This is a genomic window from Actinoplanes sp. NPDC089786, from assembly GCF_040684855.1.
In the GTDB taxonomy this organism is placed as follows: domain Bacteria; phylum Actinomycetota; class Actinomycetes; order Mycobacteriales; family Micromonosporaceae; genus Actinoplanes.
On the sequence record NZ_JBFBGU010000024.1, the window covers coordinates 37,742 to 57,755 of the forward strand.

Consider the following 20,014-nt stretch of genomic DNA (forward strand, 5'->3'; position numbering starts at 1 on the left):
GACCGATGAGGATTCCGATCGTCGCCACGATCGTTCGTCTGTTCATCGGTCTCTCGTTAAGACACACCCCGGGGCGTCAGGCCGGCCCCGGGGTGTTCCACGAATGGACGCGGGTCATCCGTTCCACGGTTCGGTGTGGATGGCCGCGTCGGAGGCGTCCCAGTAGCGATTCTCCAGCCGGCCGTCGGGTCGGCGGTAAAGGACGTTCTGCCGGTCGCCGGCGACGAACCCGGCCGGATCGGTGGTCACCGTGCCGGCGGGGGACCACTCGTCGAGGACCGGGAGTCCGCCGGCCGCCGTCGGATACCACGCCCAGTGCGCGAGCGCGCCGGTGTCGGTACGGGCGAAGAGGTGTTGCTCGTCGCCGTAGGTGTACGCCAGGAGCGTGCCGACGGTGGTCGCGCCCGGCCAGGTGTCGGCGGTGACCCGCTGCTCGGAGGCGTCCCGGTAGCGGTGCTGGACGCCACCGGCCGCGGATCGGTAGAAGACGTGCGTCTGGTCGCCGTACCCGAAGCCGACCGGGTCCGAGGTCACCTCCCCGGCGGTGGTGCCGAAGGCGTCCGCCGCCGGCAGGTTGTTCGCGATGCCCTCGAACCACACCCAGTGGGCCAGCTTGTTGTCGGTGGTACGCGCAAGGATGTGCTGCTCGCCGCCGTACGCCACGCCGACCGGATTGCCGGCGATGGCCGGGCCGGTCCACACGTCGGTGGAGATCCGCCACTCGGAGGTGTCCCACCAACGGTGTTCCAGTTTGCCGTCCGAGGTCCGGTAGAAGACGTGCTGCTGATCGCCGAAGGAGAAGCCGGTGGGGTCGGAGGCGACACGGCCGGTGGCGTTCCAGCCGTCCAGCACCGGCAGGTTGTTCGGCGCGCCCGGATACCACACCCAGTGGGCCAGATTGCTGTCCGGCGTGCGGGCGAAGACGTGCTGCTCGTTGCCGTGGACGAAGGCGGCCGGCTTTCCGGTGACCGCGCTGCCGGTCCAGATGTCGGACTGCGGGCCGGGTGCGCCCGGGTTCGACCACGAGTGCACGAGCTGTCCGGCGGCGTTCACCTCGAAGTGGTGCCGCTCGTTCCCGTACACGAAGGCCCGGTTCGTGGAGCCGTTCGAGGAGACGCCACAGTTGCGGCCGGTGTGGGTGTAGGTGCCGCCGTCGTAGCGCATCGCGGTGTCGTCGATGACGATCGGCTGGCGCACACCGTCCGCGATCTGCTCGAAATGCAGGTGCGGGCCGCTGGAGTTGCCGGTCGAGCCGACCTTGCCGAGTTCCTGGCCCTGCGCCACGTTCGCGCCGAGCCCGACGGAGAACGCGGACAGGTGCGCCACCCGGGTCGACCATCCACCGCCGTGGTCAACCACGACCTCATTCCCGTAACCGCCGTTGACCTGGGCCGAGACGACGGTGCCGGGCGCGGATGCGAGCACCGGTGTGCCCAGCCCACTCGATCCGATCACGTTGTAGTCGATCGCGTTGACGACCTCGGTGGAGTGGTGGAAGTAGAGCCGGGGCTCATCGCAGGGCCACGGCGCCTTGAAGTCGGGCCGCGCCCCCGCCGCGGCGGCCGGCGCGCCGGGAAGCACGGCCGTGATCAGGGCGATCGTGGCGAGCACGGCGGCCAGGGTGGTGCGCCGTCGGCCCAGCGGTGACGGGCGGTCAGCCGGCATATTGGCCGCTCCAGTTCTCGGCGTAGACGCGCCGGTCCGAGGCGTCCCAGAAGCGGGTTGCCAGGGTGCCGTCCGCGCTGCGGAAGAAGACGTGCTGCTGGTCGCCGGTGGCGAAGCCGGCCGGGTCACCGGCGACCGTGCCCGCGGCGGACCACTCGTCGAGCACCGGCCGGTTGTTCGCGACCCCCGGGTACCACACCCAGTGCTTGAGGCTGTTGTCCGTGCCGCGCGCGAAGACGTGGTACTCCTTGCCGTGCCCATAGGCGACCGGGTTGCCGGTGACCGTGGCGCCGGCCCAGTCACCGTCGTTCACGATCCGCCGTTCGGAGGCGTCCCAGTAACGGTGGGCGATGGTGCCGGCGGCGGTCCGGAAGAAGATGTGCTGCTGGTCGCCGTAGGAGAAACCGGCGAGGTCGGAGACGACCTGACCGGCGGTGGTGCCCCAGTCGTCGGCGATCGGCAGGTCGTTCGGAATGCCCGGGTACCAGACCCAGTGGGCCAGCTTGCCCTCCGGCGTACGGGCGAACACATGCTGCTCGGTGCCGAACGTGTATGCGACCGGGTTACCGGTGATGGTCGGGCCAGGCCAGGTGTCATGGGATACCTGCCACTCGGAGGCGTCCCACCAGCGATGCTCGAGGCTGCCGTCGGGCGCCCGGTAGAACACGTGCTGCTGGTCGCCGTAGGAGAAGCCGGCTGGATCGGAGGTGACCCGGCCGGTGGCGCCCCAGCCGTCCAGCACCGGCATGTTGTTCGGCACGCCGGGATACCAGACCCAGTGCGCCAGATCGTTCTGCGGCGTACGGGCGAACACGTGCTGCTCGACGCCGTGCGTGAAGGTGACCGGATCGCCGGTGACCGCGGAGCCCGCCCAGACATCGGCCTCCGGGTGCCCGACCGCGGGGTTGGTCCAGGAGTGGGCGAGGTTGCCGCTGATGTTCCGCCCGAAGTAGTGCCGCTCGCCGTTGCCGTAGGCAAACGCCGGGTTCGGCGACGGCCCACGAACGCCGGTCACCAGAGCCAGCAACTCGCGGGCCTTGCCCTCGTTCTCGTCGTAGCGGGTCGGGTGCCCCGACCTCTGCACGCGCTGGGCAATGCCGCCCGCGGAGTCGTTCGGATACTGCAGATCCATGGCGATCGCGAGATCGTAGAACTTGTTCGAGGAGTAGACCGGGTCCATGATCTGTGCCGGCGTGCCCCAGCCTTGCGACGACCGCTGCTGGAAGACGCCGAGGGAGTCCTTGTCGCCGCAGGCGAGGTTGTTCATGTGCGACTCGACCCAGCCGGTCTCGAACGCGGCGAGCAGAACCTTGTCGGTGACGCTGCGGCTCACCCCGACGTCGTAGACGGTCTGGATGATCGCCGGATCGTGCTGGGACGGGACCGACGGGCATTCCGCCGCGGCGGGTGAGGGGATAGCGATCGCGCTGATGGCGAGGACGACGCCGGCGAGTATTCGCGCGCCTGTGATGGGGCGTGGAGCCATGACTGATCTCCGTATCTGGTTCGATCCGCCGGGCCGTACCGGATGCCGGCGGGTGACGAGGGTCGTGGCCGCGATTCCGTCCGGCCGAACAACCGTCGATCTACAGGAGTCAATATCGACCGTCGGCCATTCGGCGTTCTGTCGTCCGGCTTTCGCGGCCGCGAATCACCCTGCCCACCGATCGAAGAGCCGTTTCGCACTCAGCTCGCGGTTCAGCCCCCGCGCCGTGACACCGGGACGCAGAACTGGAACGCCGAACGCGAGTGCGGTGTCCCGGACCGAGGTGCGGGCATGTTCGGCAAGGCGCTCGAACGCGGCCCGGGTCAGGTCCGCGTCCTCTCGGCCCGCCAGTTCCCGGGCGAAGAGGGCGGTGAGGTCGTGCGGGCGGTAACGGGCCTCGCCGGTGGGGTCGGCGCCGACCGATTCGAGCAGTCCGGAGGCGACCAGGTGCTCGGCGAGACGTTCCCCGTCGCTGCCGTCGCAGAGCACACCGAGAGTCCACGCCGCGAACGCGCCGGGTGGCATCAGTCCGATCCGGCGCAATGCCACCTGGACGTGCGGGGCGAGGCCCGCGTAGGCCAGCTCCAGCCTCGAGCGGACTCCGAGGCGGCCGATCGACAGCTCGTCCAGGCGGCGGGTGTTGTCGCGGAGCCGGTCGGCCAATGCGCTCAATGGCAGTGTCGGCTGCGGCTGGAGCCGCGCGCCGGCGATACGTACGGCCAGCGGCAGACGTCCGCACAGGTCGACGATCTCCTCCGCCACCCGTCGCTCGGCGGCGATCCGTCGCCCACCGATGATCCGGCCGAGGAGCCCTACGCCCTCCTCGACCGCGAACGGCTGCAATCGCCGCTGGTGAGCGCCGGGCAGTTCGGACAGGGCGCCCCGGCTCGTGACGAGCACCGCCGTCCCGGGCGTGCCGGGTAGCAGCGGTGTCACCTGCTCCGCGTCCACGGCGTCGTCGAGCAGGATCAGGACCCGCCGGTCGGCCACCCGTGAGCGGAACGCCGCCGCCCTCGCCTCGAGTCCCTGCGGGAGCACGGATCGCTCGCCTCCGAGGGCATCCAGGAACTCGCCGAGAACCTCCGCGGGATCCCGGGGCGCTGGACCGGCGCCCTCCAGGTTGACGTAGAGCTGGCCGTCCGAAAACTGCGGTCGTAGGCGATGGGCCACGCGTACCGCGAGCGTCGACTTGCCCACTCCCGCCACACCGCTGACGACCACGATCGGCACCGCGTCCGCACGCGTGAGCCGGCCCTCCAGATGCGCGGCCTCGTCAACCCTGCCGACGAAGTCCGAGAGGGATGGCGGAAGCTGGCACAGCACCGCGTAGGACCCCGGATCGGGCTCCGCGGGTCCGTCCCTGCCGTGCAGGATCTCCTGCTGAACGGAGCGCAGTTCGAATCCCGGGTCCAACCCGAGCTCGGCCTGTAGCACCGCGCGAGTGTCGCGGTAGACCTGCAGCGCCTCGGCCTGCCGGCCGGAGCGATAGAGCGCCCGCATCAGCTGTGCGCGCATTCCTTCCCGGATGGGATGCGCACCGGTGAGCGCGCGTAATTCCTCCAGGATGATCCGATGGTTTCCCAACGCGAGCTCGAGCTCGAACCGCCGCTCCGAGGCCTCCATGCACCTCTCGAGCAAGCCTGGTACGGCTTCGCGGTGCAGCGTGGCCGATTCCACGTTGAACAGGATGGGCCCGTGCCACAGACGGGCGGCCTCGCGTAACGCCTCCAGGCCGGACTGACGGTCTCCTCGTGTGATGGCCGAGCGGGCCGTCGCCAGCAGTGTGTCGAACTCCTGGATGTCCGACGAGCCGGGTGGCAGCTCGATCGCGTAACCGCCGGCGCGTGTGCGTACCAGCCCGTCGCCGCCCAGGATGCCGCGCAGGCGCGCGGTGTAGGTCTGCAGCGCGGCACGAGCGCGCAGTGGTGGGGTGGTGTCCCACAGGCGGTCGATCAGGGTCTCCACCGGCACGGCCTCACCCGGCTGGAGCAGCAGCGAGGCGAGGATGGTCCTCAGCTTGGGTGCTGAGATGTCGACGGTCCGGCCGTTCATGCGAACCTCGAGGGGGCCCAGGATCCGGAAGTAGACGGCGGTTGCCGAACCCTCGTTCGATGGCGGCGGTTGCGCGGTAGCGGGACGCAAGCAACTCTCCCTAATCTGTGGTCGGCCAGGCTGAGATCAAGGGCGGCTCGCCGGCGACGACGCGGTGGTAAGGGGTGGCGGCTGGGCGCTGAGCCAGTCGCAGGGCGCCGGTCAGGGCGTCCGCCCGGGACCCGACGAGGCGCAGCCCGTGGTGGTCAAGCGCCCGCCGTAGGGGTGCGAGCAGCGCCTCGCCGGCGAGGAACAGCCGGCCGGCGACGCTGACCGGGGTGCTGCTGGGCGACAGGCCGCAGCGGCGCCCGGCGGCCGCGGCAGTGCGGGCCAGGTCGTCGGCCGCGGCCGCGAGAATCGCACCGGCGACCGGATCGCACCGTCCGGCGGCGGTGACCACGGCCGGTGCGAAGGCCGAGATCCGGACCGTCGGAGCGGCGGAACCCATCAGCCGCTGGACCGCGGGCAGGTCCATGCCGCCGAGATGGTCGGCGGCCGGTTCGGCGAGCGCCGTCGGTGGCCCGGTGCCGTCCGTCGCGGCCAGCGCGGCCGCAAGCCCCGCGCGGCCGATCGCGTAGCCGCTGCCACGGTCGCCGAGCAGCGGCCCCCACCCGTCCGCCCGGGACCAACGGCCGTCGTCGGCGACCCCTATGGCGACGGTCCCGGTGCCCGCGCAGATCAGCACACCCGGTCCGTCGAGCGCGCCGGCATGCGCAGGCACGCCGTCGTCCACGATGGTGACCGGGGCGCCGCCGAAGACGGCGGAGAGGGCATCGGTCAGCCGGCAGCGACCCGCCTGTTCGGCGGTGGCGCCGGTGAGGCCACCGCAGACCCGGTCGACCGTGCCGCGGTGACCGGACGCCTTGTGGGCCTGCCGAACGGCCGCGACGATCATGGCCACGTCGTCCGCGCCGGGTTCGTAGGTGAACCCGGCGCCGGCGCCGTCGTAGCGTCCGTCCGGACCGTCGATGCGGAGCCGCAGACCGGACTTTCCACCGTCCAGCAGCGCGAACGTGCCCGTCCGATCATTCATCGGGTAGCCTCCCGGGCCGAGGTCAGGAGCCGTGCCGCGGCGTCCACCATGGCGTCTCCGGCCTCGGGCGAGAAGAGGCTGAGCATCGCCTCGTAGGTGCCGGCACGGTGAGCCTCCCGGTCGACGAGGTAACTCAGGTAGCCGTCGGTACAGCCGATCACCCGGGTGTCCCGGAACGGGCTCGCGGCGGCGATCCGCAGCCCGATCGCGGAGTACGGCTCGACCGGCAGATGCAGCCAGGCGATATCGCCCAGAGCCGCCGCGGTCAACGGCGCGTCGTACCTGTCGGGCAGGTCGAGCGCGCACATCCGCTCCTGGAAGCGGGCGCCCTCCAGGCCGGCGAGCGCGGACCGGGCCGCCGCGCTGTCCGCCGGTTCGGCGACCGACCGCCGGCGCGCCTCGGCGTCCGTCACGGTACGCCGGACGACGTCCGCCTTCGGCAGTCGCCGCCCTGGCAGGTGCACGCGTCCGTGCCGGACGGCCAACCGGCAGTCGCCGTCGACCGGGTCGCTCCGGTCCTGAAGGCCACGCAGTACGGCGCCGGCGAGCAGGGTGCCGAGCCGAGCCGCCTCGGCGAAACCACGACCGCGCCGCACCGCGCGCGGGCTGACGTCGCCGGCGGCCCCTTGGAGGAACGCGATCACCGGCGGCCGGCCGGTGCCGCCGCCGAACCGGGCCACCTCGCTGAGCGCGGCGGTCAGCACGGCGCGGGCGGCGCCGGGCCAGTCCGCCGACCACGCCAGGTTCTCCGGCCCGAGGGCGGTCGGATGGCCGGCGTGGTCGAGTAGGAGAGCCCGCACCTCCGAGCCGTCCAACGACCGCAGCGCCAGGACTCCCGCACGCTCGTCGTGAGGGCCGTCCGTGCTGTTCCGGTTCGCTCCCGTGCCCGGCGCCCAGACCACGCTCCAGTGGGGCTGGACGGGCTCCGGCGTCTGGGCGGCGCGCCTGGCGAGGGCGCGTACCCGGTCGGCGAGATGTTTCACCAAGCTGTCGTCGCGGCGCTCCGGGTCGGAGGGGTGGATGCCGCCGGTCCAGCCGGACGGGCCGGAGTGGGTGTGCGAGGCGCAGACCAGGACGTCGCCGCCGATGGGGTCCATGCCCTCGGCCACGGCCTCCCGCAGTGCGGCGGCCAGCTCGGTGGTCACGGCCACCGCGTCGAGGCTCAGCCACGTGGCGGTCGTACCGGCGTCGTCGGTGAGCGAGACGAGGCCGGCGGTCAGCGGGTCGTGCACGCCGGTCGCGACCCGGCCGGCCCGGGCGGCGTACCCACCGAGCGGGTGACCGGCGGGTGGCGTGACGTCCGCCATGGCGGCGCGCAGGGTAAGGATGCTCACGGCTCGATCACGCGGACGCGGCCGCCGTACGCGCGGGTCAGGCCTGCGTTGCGTTCGTCCCCGTCGGGCAGGTTCATCGAGGTGTAGATCGGCGGTGTGGTGCCGTCCGCGAGCAGGCGCCGGCTGACTTCCTCGGTGAGCAGCTGGGCGATCAGCACCCCGGCCAGTGAGGAGACCGCGCCGACGCGGGTGCCGTCCGCGAGCTCGACCGCCGCGTCGCCCGGTGGAGCCCCGGTGTCGACGACCACGTCGGCCAGGTCGGCGAGCCGCTTGCCGGAATGGTGCCGGGACGGCACGGAGTTGGTGTGGGCCAGCGAGGTGATCGCGATCAGGGGGTGGCCCCTGCCGGTTACCAGGCTCGCCATCTCGACGATCGAGCCGTTGATGCCGCAGTTCGAGGCGAGCAGGAAGACATCGCCCGGACCAGGCCCGGCGAGGGTGTAGATGCGGCCGGCCAGCGTCGGATCGCGCTCCAGGGTGGGGTCCATGATGTCGCCGGGCGGCGTGCCGCCGAACATCACCAGGTCTTTGATCGAGAGCATGTTGACCGGGACGAGTCCGCCGGCCCGCCCGGCCATCTCATGGGCGATGATCCGGGCGTGCCCGGTCCCGAATGTCTGGAGGATGCCGTCATCCCGGTAGCAACCGACGATCAGGGCGGCCGCCGCGTTGATCGCCGGGGTCTGGGCAGACAGGACGTGGGTGAGCGTGCGCTGGGCGACCTGGGCGTAGGTGGTCATGAAACTCCTCACACTGACGGGTGGGCGACGGCGTTACCTGCCGATGCCGGCGGTGAGACCCGCGACTACCTGCCGGCTCGCCATGACGAACACGACGACGAGTGGCAGCACGGCCAGGACGAGGCCGGCGTAGAGGGCGCCTCGGTCGGTGGAGAACTCACCGAAGAAGCGGGACAGTCCGACCGGGATGGTGTATTTCTCGCTGGAGCGCAGCAGGATCAGCGGGAAGAAGAAGTCGTTCCAGGTGGGGGCGAGCTGGAAGACGGCGACGGTGGCGATCGCCGGTCTGGACAACGGTGTCACGATCGACCGGAAGAGCCGCAGCTCGCCCACGCCGTCGATGCGGGCCGCTTCCTCGATGTCGGTGGGCAGACCCCGAAGGAACGCCATCAGGATGAACACCGAGAACGGGATGCCGCCGGCCGCGTACAGCAGGGTCAGGCCGATTCGGCTGTCGACCAGGCCCATGCTCTGGAACATGTAGAAGATCGGCAGGACGCCGAGCTTGATGGGCAGCATCAAGCCGGCGAGGAAGTAGGCGGCCAGCAGCGCGCGGCCGGTGAAGCGCCAGCGCGCGAGCGGGTACGCCGCCATCAGCGAGATCACGGTACACAACGTCACCGCGGCAACGGTGATCACCACCGAGTTGAGCAGGTAGGTGGACAGTGACGCGTTGGCCCAGGCCCGTCCGAAGTTCTCGAAGGTCGGGCTGGTTGGCAGCCCGAGCGGCTCCCGCATGATCTCCCGGTTGCCGCGCAACGAGCCGAGCAGCACCAGGAGCAACGGTCCGAAGGCCACTCCGGCGTACGCCCACAGCAGCACCTGGACGCCGACGGCGCGTCCGATCCGTGGCGCGGTGCTCACCACGGCACCTCCCGGCGGCGGAGCGACCTGTCGACAACGAGCGCGACACCGAAGACAACGACGAACATCACCATCGCGAGTGCCGAGGACAGCCCGATCGCGTTGACGCCGCCCTGGAAGGCGATGCGATAGAAGAGCAGGCCGAGCACGTCCATCGACTGACCGGGACCACCGGATGAGCCGCCGAGCGCGAAGACCAGATCGAAGACGTTGAAACAGCCGACGAACGTCAGCAACGTCACCGCGCCCACCGCGGGCATGATGAGCGGGAAGCGGACCTGCCAGAACGCCTTCCACGCGGACGCGCCGTCGATGACCGCTGCCTCTTCCATCTCGGCCGGCACCGCTGCCAACGCGGCGCCGAAGATGAGCATCGGGCAGCCGATCCACTGCCACGCGTTGACCAGCACCACCACCGGCAGCGCGATGGCCGGGTCACCGAGCCACGGCCGGGTGAGCCCGTCCAGGCCGACCGCCTGGAGGCCCGCGTTGACCGGGCCGAACGCGGGCGAGAGCATCATCGACCACAGGTAGCCGACGACCAGGGGGCTGATCAGGTAGGGCAGTGAGTAGAGCGTCTGGAACATCCGCTTGCCGCGCGGGTTGCGGTGCAGCAGGACGGCCAGCCCGAGACCGACGGTGTTCTGCACCAGCATCGTGCCGGCGAAGAACACCACGTTGTGCCAGAACGCCTTGAGAACCTGCTCCTGGTAGGGGTAATCGCCGAGCACGGCGGCGTAGTTGGCCATCCCGGCCGGTGCGCCCCGGGTGGTGCCCTGCCAGCCGTAGAAGCTGTACCAGAGCGCGGTGGCAAGAGGTACGACGACGAAGACCGTGTAGAGGACGGCGGCCGGGCCGCAGAAGAACGCTACCCAGCCGAGCCGCCGACCGGAGCGGAACGCCACGATCAGCCCCTCGGTTTGAACCACGTGTCGACGCTGCGCTGCAGTTCCTTCGCGGCGTCGGTGGCGTTCCCGGTCCCGAGCAGGACGGCGGAGACGTTGGTGCGCAGCACTTCGGCGCCGGGTGGCGTGCCGTAGCTGAAGTCGGCGTACATGAGGTAGGGGCTCGGATTTGCTGTGTACGCGTCGAAGGCCTGCTTGAGCAGCGGGTCGGTCGGCGCCGTGCCAGGGACGGCGGAGATCTGGATGAGCTGGTCCGAGAACGCCTGGCCGAACTCGGGAGTAGCCATCCACCGGGCGAGCTCGACGGCCTCGTCCTTGCTCCTGGTGCGCGTGGCCACTCCGAACGACCCGTCCACGAAGCCGGGAGTGACGGCCTTGTCGAGCACGGCGCCGGGCGACGGAGGCACGCTGAAGATGCCCAGCTCGATATCGGGCGCGCTCTTCCTGAAACCGGCCAGTTCCCAGACGCCGCCCGGGAACATCGCCGCCTTGCCGGATACGAACAACGCCTTGGCGTCCTCATAGCCGACGCCGGAGAACTGTGGTTGCCAGTACTTGCTGGTCCCGGCATAGGTCTCGATCGATGCAACGTAGTCCGGGTCGGTGAACTTGGCCTCGCCGGCGAGGACGCGCTTCTCGAACGCTGCTCCGCCGTAGCGGGTGGCGCCGAAGATCTCGTGTTCGATCGGGATCATCCAGTCGTCCCTGACGTTCACCGCGAACGGGATGATCTTCTTACGCTGGAGGGTGGCCGCGCCGTCCAGCATCTGTTGCCACGTCTGTGGAGGGGCCACGCCGTTGTCGGCGAAGAGCTTCTTGTTGTAGACGACGTGCATCGTCTGGATCGCGAAAGGCACTCCGTAGATCCTTCCGTCGGCCCGGCCCCGTGCGCCGTCGAGCGTGGCGGCGGGGAACGATGCGAGCCTCGGCACCGCGGCGTCGAGTGCGAGCAGGCCGCCGGAGGCGATCGCCGGTTGCAACTCACCGTAGGCGCGGAGCTGGGCGAGATCCGGACCGGAGTCGCCGGACAGGCCGGTCTGCAGGATCGTGTTGTACTCGGTGTTCTTGTAGGCCCGGTATTCCACGTCGATGCCGGGATGAGTCCCCTCGAACTTCTCGAAGATCTTGTTGTAGACGGTCACGTCCTCGGTTCGCCAGCCCCAGACCGAGAGCTTGACATCCCCGTCCGCGGCCCCGGCGCCCGGCGAACACGCCGCGACCCCGCCCGCGATGACCATGGACAGCACACCAGCGATGAACCTTCGCACGATCTTTGCCTCCCCCGAGAGCTCAGATCCGTAAGCCTATACTGGTACGCACCTGTGTCAAGATGGGTTGGCGTGCCGGACGCGAACGGGCCCGACCTGGCGCGATGCGGCAACGGACACGGCAAGATGGTCGCGTGCCCCGACCTAAGCACCAGCCGACCACCGACGCGCCCCTCCCTCTGCGGCTCCCTCCGGGCATCTCGAAGGCGGATGCGCTCTACCAGGTACTCGTCCAGCTCGCGGGGCAGATCGGCGCGGGCGGGCTGATACCGTCCGAGCGGGTGCTCGCGGAGCACTTCGGGATGGCCAGGACCACCGTGCGCCAGTCCGTCCAGCAATTGCTCACCGATGGTGTGCTGTTCCGGCGGCACGGGCACGGCACGTTCGTCGCCGCCCAGCGCCCGGGATACATCGACATGCTCACGTCGTTCAGTCGCGACATGCGGGCCCGCGGGCTGACACCCGGCGCGCGGGTGCTGACCGCCGAGGTCGAGCCGGCGAGCCGGGTGGTCGCGGCCCGCCTGCAGGTCGCGGCCGGTTCTCCGGTGCTCAGGCTGGAACGCCTGCGCACCGCCGACGGACGGCCGATGGCCCTGGAACGGATCACCGTGCCGGCCGAGCGGTTCCCGGGCATCGCCGACCTGGACTGGGCCGATCGCTCGTTCTACGAGGAGTTGGAACGCGGCTGGGGCGTCCAGGTCGGCGGCAGCGACAGCCAGGTGGCGGCGGTGCTGCCCGATCCGGCCGACGCCGAGCTGCTCGACATCGACCCCATTCAGCCTTGCCTGCTGGTCGATGCGATCGTGCACGACACGCGGGGCGTCGTGTTCGAGGCGGGCCGGGCCTGGTACCGGGGCGATCAGTACGAGGCGGTGGTCCGGGCGCGACGCCCGGCGAGCTGACACCGGCGCCCGGCGGCGGGATGGTCACCGGCGGGCCCCCGGTGACCACCCCGCCGGCGGAGGCTCAGGCGACCTCCAGGTAGTCGATCTCGGCGAACTGGTCGACGTGCCGCAACCGGATCGTGTTCGTACCGGCCCGCAGCCGCACCGTGGCGCCGGTCTGCCGCCAGTTGTCCCAGCCGGTCACCGGGTAGGTCACGGCCGACGCGGCACCCCCGTTGACCGTCAACTCCTGCCGGGCCGGCCCGGAGGAGCCGTTCGCGTACCCGATGTGGACCGTGTAATCCCCGGCCACCGGCGCGAAGACGTCCACCTCGGTCCAGCTGTCGTCGAAATCGAGCCCGCCGACGACACCCTCGCCGGACGAGCCGGCCGCGCCGGTGCGAACGGTCGCGTGGTTGATCCGGCCGCGTTCGGCCTCGTAGCGCACCCGGCTTCCGCGGGCCACCGGATACCCGCCACTCCAGCCGATCTCGGCGGTGTACATGCCGCGCCCGCCGGTCGGCAGCCAGCCGTGGAACATGAAGCGGTCACCGGGTTGCGATGCGGTGCCCCGCAACAGGACACCACCGCCCGGCCCGCGTACGGCCCCGTCCAGCGAATCCGTGGTCAGCAACGGACGGAACGCCTTGACGTACGGGCCGGTCACCGACGACGCGGTCGCGTAACTGGTGCTGTACAGCGGGCTGCCGTAGGGACCGGTCGAGTAGAACAACACGTAGCGGCCGTCCTGCTTGACCAGATTCGGTGATTCGATGACCCCGTGCTCGTCGGGCCGATCGACCTGGAGGAGCCGGGTCGCCGAACCCTGGAGTGAGAGGCCGTCGGCCGCGGTGCGCTGGATGTACAGGCCGGGATTCGCGCCCACCCTGTTCTCATCCGTCTTCCAGAGCAGGTACCGCGCGCCGTCGCTGTCCACGAACGCCGACGCGTCGATCGCCCCGGAACGGTCGGTCGGGCAGACCAGTGGCTGGGAGCCGACCGGGGTGAACGGCCCGCGCGGTGACGTCGCCGTGGCCGCGCCGACGCACTGGAGTCCGGAGGCGTTGTGTTTGGCGGTCAGGTAGAGCAGATAGGTGCCGTCCGCCCGGCGGGTGACGTCCGGAGCCCAGGTGTTGCCCGGCCCGGCCCACGACGGCAGCGACGGCAGCCCGTCCGCGCTCTGGAACGTCCAAGGACCGTCGGGGGAAGGGGCGGACGCCACCGGCATGTTCTTCTCGTTGTTGTTCGTCGCGTACGCGTAGTACGTGCCGTCGACGGCCAGGACCGACGGATCAGGGAAGTCCTGCCCGATCACGGCCCGGTTGGCTTGCGTACCGGTGGTGTTCCGGCCGAGCGCGCCGCGCACGAAGTGGTCGTCGATCTGCTGCGCGGACAGCGCGGACGGGTAGACGGCCACCTCGTCGACCGAGCCGGCGAGCCGTTGGCCGGCGTCGTCACCTCGGGCACCGATCTTGAGGGTGCTGTTACCGCCCGTCGCCGCGCGGGTGCTGGCGATCGACGCGTCCAAGGCCCCGTCCAGGTAGACGGAGAGCCGTGAACCGGTGAAGGTCGCCGCCACGTGGTGCCAGCTGCCCGGCTGGACGGTGGTTTTGCCCACGGTCTCGACGGGGTCGTCCCCGCCGTCCAACGCCACCAGCCGGAGCTTGTTGCCCGGCCTCAGCCGCAGGAGGTACCCGTTGTTGGCCGGCGCGTCGTACTTCTCGATAAGCGCCTGCTCCGTCGACGTGGTCACCTTGATCCACGACTCCAGCGTGAATGGGCCGGTGAAGTTCATCGCCGGGTTGTTCGGCACCTCGACGAACCCGTTGTCGAGCTGCAGCGCGGTGTCGGTGTCGTCGGCGATCGCGCCGGCCACCTCGTGGGTCTGGAATTCGCGGTAGGCGCCGTCGTTGCCCCGGCCGGACGAGTCGGCCGCGACCGGGTTGCCGTTCAGCTCGCCGAGCCGCCAGTAGCCGGCCGGCAGGGCACTACGGACCAGGTCCGGATAGCTGGTGGCGGACGGCTGGGCGACCCGGACCGTGACCTTGCGGGTAGTGGGCGGCCCGTCCGCCGGATCGGCGACGAAGTCCAGTGTGTACTGGCCGGGCGCGGTCGGCATGGTGACCTCCACACCGACCTTCTGCCAGGCGAGGCGCCGGTTGCTGGTGACCGAGAACGACGTGTCCGCGGACGCCGGCAGACCACTGCCGGAGATGGTGAGCGTCCCGGGCACGGTGCTCTCGCCGAGCGCCTCGATCGTGGTGTCGAATCGGACCTTCTGGCCCGGCGCGAAGAGCTTGCGCCCCGGCTTGACGACGGTGGCCTCGGCCTGGTCGGCGTGCGCCGGGGTGTTCCGGGTGTAGGTGACCACGATGTTCGCGGTCGCGGTCGGCTGGCCAAGGTCGATGGTCTCGGTCGTGGCGTCAAAGGCGTGCGACGCGCCGTTCACCGTCGCCGAGGCCATCCGGTAGCCGTCCGGTACGCGTAGCCGCAGCGTGACAGCGTCGGCGCGGACCCGGCCCGTGGAGGTTACCGGCGGCGTGACGCTGGCACGGACGGTGTTGTTCGCGAGGTCCGACTCGATCGAGTAGCTGACCGGCCCGAACGCGGTGGGCATGTCGGCAATGTTGATCCTCTTGCCAGAGGCCAGCCAGCCGCGCGGTGTGGCCGACGCGAGGTTCAGCGAGCCGGGCATGCCGTTCGTCTTGTTCTGCTCGCGGACCAGCATCAGGCGCAAGGCCTTGAGGTACATCGCGTTGTTGCCGGACAGCGGCGGCCACCACTGCGTGCGGTTGTATTCACCCTGCTCCGGGCAGGGCGCTACCGTCGCGCCCTCACCGCCGATGAACGTGTAGGGCGTGAGATCCTGCGCGAGTTTGCCGTAGAAGCTGAGCGCAAGTCGGTCGGCCTGGTCGTTGTCGGCCAGGAACTTCTGCAGTGAGTAGCCGTACTGCTGGTCCACGCCGGAGGACTTGTAGCCGGCGGCGCCCCCGGCGAATTGGAGCACCTGCCCGCTCTCGCAGACACCGGGGTCGACGCCGGTGGCGTTGAACCGGGTCAGGCCGAGCATCAGCGCGCCGTGTTTGTTGAGGTACTTGTGGATGCCGGCGGCGCGCGCGCTGCCCGGCTCGATCAGCCCGGTGGCCATGACGAACGGCATGGTGAGGTTCCAGTAGCTGCCGAGGGTGTCCTTGGTGATCTGGTCGTACGGCGCCGGCGCGTTCGGGTCGAGCAGCGAGATGGGCAGGAAGATGGAACCGTCTGGCAGCACCTTCTCGGACGCCGTCACGGCGTTCAGCAGCGCGGTACGCAGGCCGTTCGCCTGGGTGGCGAACTGGTCGGCGATCGCCGTCTCGCCCATCTGCCGCAGCGCGTTGCCCATGTCACGGATGCCGCGCCAGGCCTCCGCCTGATGGTGAACACCGTAGACGTCCGAGTCGATGTCGGTGCCGTACTGCTGCTTTTCCAGCAGGCCGTTGGGGTCGGCGGCCCGCTGGCGCGCGTACTCCGTCAGGAAGCTGCGGAAGGTGGTCAGGTTGTTCCGGATGAACGACGCGTCGTTGCTCTGGAAGTAGTGGTAGGCCGCGTTCTGGAGTTTGATCCCGCGTTCCCAGTTGAGAAACGTGTCCGGGCCCTGACCGCGTTTGACCAGGACGTCCATGTTGGTGCGATAGTCGGAGGCGAAGCCGAAGTCGCCGAGCACCTCGATCGATGGCCCGACCTCGGGCACGAACGCGAACGTGTCGTCGTGCGCCTCGTAGGCGTTGCCGATGCTCTGCTGCCAGCCCATCACAAGGTTCTGCATGAGAAGGTTGCGCATCGCGTCGGCGGCGTACTTCTCCGGCACCTCGACCTTCGCGCCGCCGTTGACCACGTTCTGCCAGTAGGTGCTGATCGTGTTCTTGGCCGACGTCCAGGTGCTGCTGTTGGCCTGCAACGACGTGGCCGCGGCGTTCTCGTTGAGGATCGCGAGGTAGACCTCGGCCTTGCCGGACGACAGCGGCGGGCGCAGCGTCAGGTAGGAGTCCTGCCAGGTGGCGGTGCCGCTGTACGCGAGGAACGTGCGTCCGTTCTTGACCAGCCGGTTGCCGCTGAGGGTGGCACCGGCGAGGTCCGGCCCGACGATCCGAATCCTGATCGTGGGCGCAGTGCCGGAGGACTGGATGTCGAACTTGACGTGGCTCACCAATGCGTTGGTCTGCGAGTCGCGTGCGGTGAACGACTCCCGGTCGTAGCGCACCCCCTGCGCGTCGGTGTAGCTCAGCGCGAGGATCGGCAGGTAGTCGCCGGTCAGCTTCGGCTCGGCCAGCCGGGTGCGGTCGCTGCCGTAGATCTCGGTGCCGCCGGAGCCGACCCCGAACGTGAGGCACTGCGGGATGTCACCCTGCTGGCCGGCCGGGCACTCGTCGAAGTTGTGCTCGTAGCCGCCGAACTTCTGCTCCCATTGGGAGACGATCTGACTGCCGTCCGCGACGTGCAGCGAATATTGGCGGTTGGTGACGGCGGTCCGCGGGTCCGGTTTCGGGTACGTGAACGGAAGGTAGTAGAAATGCGAGGCGGTGAGCTGGCCGTCCGAGCCGTTGGCCGGCATCAGCAGAGGTTTGATGTTCTCGTAGGTGGGACCGTCCGGGCCGGCGATCAGCTTCTCGCCCCATCGGTCGGTCTTGTCGTTGAGCATGTCGTTGACGCGGTCCGCGTAGTCCGCGGGCAGGGTCCGTTCGGTCGCCGTCGTGTGCGGCGGATCGGCCCGCGCCGGGCCTGGCCCGGCGACGGCACTCATGGCAAGAGGGACAGCGAGGGCAGCCGCCAGGATGGGGCGTCCATGCATTCGCATCATTTGAGCTCCCGTCAACATCTGGTGTGTACCAGTAACGGGGCGGGCTGCGACATTGTCAAGGGTCGATGCGATGCGCCCGTTGCCCGCCCGGTCCTGCGGAAACGCCGTCAGGGTGCGGCTTTGCGGTTGTGCTCACAGTGCCGTCGCGCTCGACCCACTACAAAGGACGCGGCCTTCCAGGGCATCAGCCGTCGCGAGACGGCGCAGCGTGAGCGCCCCGCCGTACCGGTCGATCAGTATGGCGACAGCCACCGGACTCTTACCGGACAAGCCTCGGGTTGTCTGCGCGAGAGCGCCGCGAAAGCCAGACGCCAGCGAGCCGAAAGACGGGCCGCCGATGATGGTGCGCGTTGGACCCGGATGCCGTTGCAGTAGAGCCGCGGTCCGTCGCCGCGTTCCGGCGGGCTCCTTGCTGCTCATGATGCATACGCCACGGCTTTCTGTGATGTTAAGTATCGTTACGCCAACATGAGAGGACCGCTGTGATCTTGGTGGCCGGTGCCACGGGGCACGTGGGCGGAGCGATCGCCCGGATCCTCGCCGAAGCGGGCGAGCCGGTCCGGGCGCTCGTCAGAGATGCCGGACGGCAGGGCCTGGACTCGCGGGTCACTTGGGTGCCGGCCGACCTCAACAAGCCGTCAACCGTCGCCGCCGCCCTGCCCGGTGTGACGGCGATGTTCATGATGGCCGGCTATCCCGGCCTGTCGGAGGTCCTCGATGCGGCCCGCGGCGCCGGTGTGCGCCGCATCGTGCTGCTCTCGTCGCTGTCGGCCGCTGACGGCGACACCAGCAACGTCATCGCGCGGTACCACATCGAATCCGAGGAGACGATCCGCGCCAGCGACCTGCCGTACTCCTTCCTGCGCCCGCCCACATTCATGACCAACACGCTGCAGTGGGCGTCGACGATCCGCGATGGCGGCGTCGTGCGGGCCACGTTCCCCGACGTGCCGATGGCCGTCATCGACCCGCAGGACATCGCTGCCGTTGCGGCCGTCGAGCTGCGGGAAGCCAGTGGGGACAGCCACGTCCACGAACTGAGCGGTCCGCAGGCGATGACTCCGAAGGACCGCATCGACGTGCTGAGCGACGTGCTCGGCCACCGGATTGGCTTCGAAGGGCTCACCGACGAGCAGTCGGCGAAGGTCCTGCACGAGCAGATGCCCGCCGCGTACGCCGAGGCGATTCTGAAATTCTTCGCCGAGGGCACGACGGACGAGTCGCCGGTGCGTCCGACGGTCGAACAGCTCACCGGCCGTCCGCCGGCGACGTTCCGCCAGTGGGCCGAGGCCAACGTGGGGGAGTTCCGGTGAAGAAGCTCCTCAAGATCGCCGTCGCCGTCGCCGCTGTTGTGGCCCTGAGCGCCGTGCCGGCCGACGCTCACCCGACCCGGCTGCAGGTGCACCGGTTCGCCTCTGCCAATCCGGGCTCGGTCAACTCCTACACAGTCCGAGGCCCGTACGGTTCCGTGGTCATCGACACGCTGCGGACGCTCTCCGACGCCCATGCGGCCGTCGCGCGGACCCACGGGGTGCAGGCCATCGTCCTCACCCACGCGCACCCCGACCACGTCGGAGGTGGTGAGGTCTTCCGCGCCGCCTACCCGAACGCGCCGTACCACGCCACAACGTCCGCGATCACGACGATCCGCACCGACCCGCTGGGCTTCTACGCGCTCACCCACCAGCAGCTCGGTGACGACTACCCGGCCCGGCCGCTGGTACCCGATCGCGCTGTCCACGGCGGTCGGCCGCTCACCGTCGCCGGGCTGACGTTCCAGACAGCCGAGTTCGCTGCGGCTGAGACCAGTGACCAGATCGTTTACTACCACCCGTCCAGCCAAAGCATCTTCGTCGGTGACCTGGTCGATAACGCCATGACACCAGCCCTGTTGGAAGGTCACACGTGCGGCTGGCTCAAGGCGCTGGACCAGTTGCGGCAACGCTTCCCCGAGGCGCACACCGCCTATCCGGGCCACGGTGCCCCGGCCGACCTGCAGACCCTCATTCGTGATCAGCGCACGTACCTATTGCGCTTCCGGGGACTGGTCGGCCTTGCAGTGCGCACGCAATCGCCAGGCGGCAGCACGGTCACCGCAGGCGAGGAAGGCCGCATCGTCGATCAAGTCAACACCTGGTACCCCGGCTACCAGCCGGTCGCATCCATCCCGACCCTCATGCACGTCAACGTCACCGCGGTTGCTGGAGAGTTGCTGTCGGAGAAGCACGGCTGCCGCTGATTGATGTCCATTGAAGTTTGCGGGGTCGTCCGTCGTAGGTCTACCGGTAGGGCTTGGCGGTGCGATTGTAGGCGATGGTGAATTCTCGATCTTGTGTGCGAGGTCCTGGCGGGAACTGAATTCGCTGCGGCGCAGCAGCCTGCGGGCGCGCCCGTGGGGCACGCCAGTGGGGCGGTGCCACGCAAACGATTCGCCACACATCGGGGGAGCCTCTCCTGCACCCCATCGCTGTCAGACCCAGTCGATTCGTGTTCTGGACCGGGCATCCTCGTTTGACGCGTTCGCTGGTATTGGTGGCTTCGCCGCTCGGCTTCTCGGCGCGAGCCGAGTCTCGGCCGCAGCTGCGGGGAAAGCTGCGGCCGAGACGGCCCTTCGGCAAGGTGTGACCGGACTCGAGCGATCCTTTTGACCCTCTCGAGCAGATCTCACCCGCTCGGTGAATCCTGGCAAACGCCGCTTTCATTCCCCTGACGGCACGCTGTCACGGTATCGCCCGTCGCAGCACAAGGTATGCGGCGTACCGCCGGCGAGTAAGCCGGTCATCGACGTCCCGTCGATCACCGCCAACGCCATATCGCCAGTCCATGCCCGCATCACGCCTCCGCTCGATCGGTTGCCATCTGAGGTGACGGTAGGAGCCGGTGCGATAGAAATTCCCTGTCGAACGG

At 69.6% G+C, this 20,014-nt stretch carries 13 protein-coding genes; 3 read left to right on the forward strand and 10 right to left on the reverse strand.

Features of this window, described 5'->3' with window-relative positions:
• Positions 1 to 114 precede the first annotated feature (114 nt).
• The 9 genes from AB0O15_RS40060 to AB0O15_RS40100 form a co-directional block, all read right to left on the reverse strand.
• The gene (locus AB0O15_RS40060; protein ID WP_364330619.1) at positions 115 to 1,665 is read right to left on the reverse strand and encodes a peptidoglycan DD-metalloendopeptidase family protein; all 1,551 of its coding nucleotides are present in this window, start codon (positions 1,663 to 1,665) and stop codon (positions 115 to 117) included.
• Complete coding sequence (locus tag AB0O15_RS40065) at positions 1,655 to 3,151, reverse strand: hypothetical protein (protein ID WP_364330622.1); 1,497 nt, start codon at positions 3,149 to 3,151, stop codon at positions 1,655 to 1,657. The genes AB0O15_RS40060 and AB0O15_RS40065 overlap by 11 nt, the downstream gene beginning before the upstream one ends.
• A 165-nt stretch (positions 3,152 to 3,316) precedes the next feature.
• On the reverse strand, positions 3,317 to 5,293 hold the full coding sequence (locus tag AB0O15_RS40070) for a BTAD domain-containing putative transcriptional regulator (protein WP_364330625.1): 1,977 nt from the start codon (positions 5,291 to 5,293) through the stop codon (positions 3,317 to 3,319).
• Between the two features lie 10 nt (positions 5,294 to 5,303).
• Positions 5,304 to 6,275 carry a BadF/BadG/BcrA/BcrD ATPase family protein gene (locus AB0O15_RS40075; RefSeq protein WP_364330628.1) on the reverse strand — a complete coding sequence of 324 codons (972 nt, stop codon included), beginning with the start codon at positions 6,273 to 6,275 and terminating at the stop codon, positions 5,304 to 5,306.
• Positions 6,272 to 7,609, reverse strand: a complete 1,338-nt coding sequence (locus AB0O15_RS40080; RefSeq protein ID WP_364330631.1) for a hypothetical protein — start codon at positions 7,607 to 7,609, stop codon at positions 6,272 to 6,274. The genes AB0O15_RS40075 and AB0O15_RS40080 overlap by 4 nt, the downstream gene beginning before the upstream one ends.
• A complete protein-coding gene (locus AB0O15_RS40085) occupies positions 7,606 to 8,349 on the reverse strand; it encodes an SIS domain-containing protein (RefSeq protein ID WP_364330634.1) in 744 nt (247 codons plus the stop codon). The genes AB0O15_RS40080 and AB0O15_RS40085 overlap by 4 nt, the downstream gene beginning before the upstream one ends.
• Before the next feature lie 33 nt (positions 8,350 to 8,382).
• Positions 8,383 to 9,213 (reverse strand): carbohydrate ABC transporter permease, encoded by an 831-nt coding sequence (locus AB0O15_RS40090; RefSeq protein WP_364330637.1) that lies wholly within the window; start codon positions 9,211 to 9,213, stop codon positions 8,383 to 8,385.
• Entirely contained in the window at positions 9,210 to 10,142 is a 933-nt protein-coding gene (locus AB0O15_RS40095; RefSeq protein WP_364330640.1) for a sugar ABC transporter permease, read from the reverse strand. Before AB0O15_RS40095 ends, AB0O15_RS40090 begins: the two co-directional genes overlap by 4 nt.
• Positions 10,121 to 11,386, reverse strand: coding sequence for an extracellular solute-binding protein (locus AB0O15_RS40100; protein WP_364330643.1), 1,266 nt, complete (start codon positions 11,384 to 11,386; stop codon positions 10,121 to 10,123). The genes AB0O15_RS40095 and AB0O15_RS40100 overlap by 22 nt, the downstream gene beginning before the upstream one ends.
• Before the next feature lie 134 nt (positions 11,387 to 11,520).
• Here AB0O15_RS40100 and AB0O15_RS40105 point away from each other — a divergent pair, with 134 nt between their 5' ends.
• Complete coding sequence (locus tag AB0O15_RS40105) at positions 11,521 to 12,288, forward strand: GntR family transcriptional regulator (protein ID WP_364330646.1); 768 nt, start codon at positions 11,521 to 11,523, stop codon at positions 12,286 to 12,288.
• Positions 12,289 to 12,352: 64 nt separating this feature from the next.
• Here the strand turns inward: AB0O15_RS40105 and AB0O15_RS40110 are convergent, their stop codons facing one another.
• Positions 12,353 to 17,050, reverse strand: coding sequence for a family 43 glycosylhydrolase (locus tag AB0O15_RS40110; protein ID WP_364330648.1), 4,698 nt, complete (start codon positions 17,048 to 17,050; stop codon positions 12,353 to 12,355).
• Between the two features lie 548 nt (positions 17,051 to 17,598).
• Here AB0O15_RS40110 and AB0O15_RS40115 point away from each other — a divergent pair.
• Positions 17,599 to 18,420, forward strand: a complete 822-nt coding sequence (locus AB0O15_RS40115; RefSeq protein ID WP_364330651.1) for an NAD(P)H-binding protein — start codon at positions 17,599 to 17,601, stop codon at positions 18,418 to 18,420.
• On the forward strand, positions 18,417 to 19,346 hold the full coding sequence (locus AB0O15_RS40120; RefSeq protein WP_364330654.1) for an MBL fold metallo-hydrolase: 930 nt from the start codon (positions 18,417 to 18,419) through the stop codon (positions 19,344 to 19,346). Before AB0O15_RS40115 ends, AB0O15_RS40120 begins: the two co-directional genes overlap by 4 nt.
• The last annotated feature ends 668 nt before the right edge of the window (positions 19,347 to 20,014 follow it).

Coding starts and splice junctions, on each gene's coding strand:
- AB0O15_RS40060 (WP_364330619.1), bottom strand. CDS start 1,665: ATGCCGGCTGACCGCCCGTCACCGCTGGGCCGACGGCGCACCACCCTG.
- AB0O15_RS40065 (WP_364330622.1), bottom strand. CDS start 3,151: ATGGCTCCACGCCCCATCACAGGCGCGCGAATACTCGCCGGCGTCGTC.
- AB0O15_RS40075 (WP_364330628.1), bottom strand. CDS start 6,275: ATGAATGATCGGACGGGCACGTTCGCGCTGCTGGACGGTGGAAAGTCC.
- AB0O15_RS40085 (WP_364330634.1), bottom strand. CDS start 8,349: ATGACCACCTACGCCCAGGTCGCCCAGCGCACGCTCACCCACGTCCTG.
- AB0O15_RS40110 (WP_364330648.1), bottom strand. CDS start 17,050: ATGAGTGCCGTCGCCGGGCCAGGCCCGGCGCGGGCCGATCCGCCGCAC.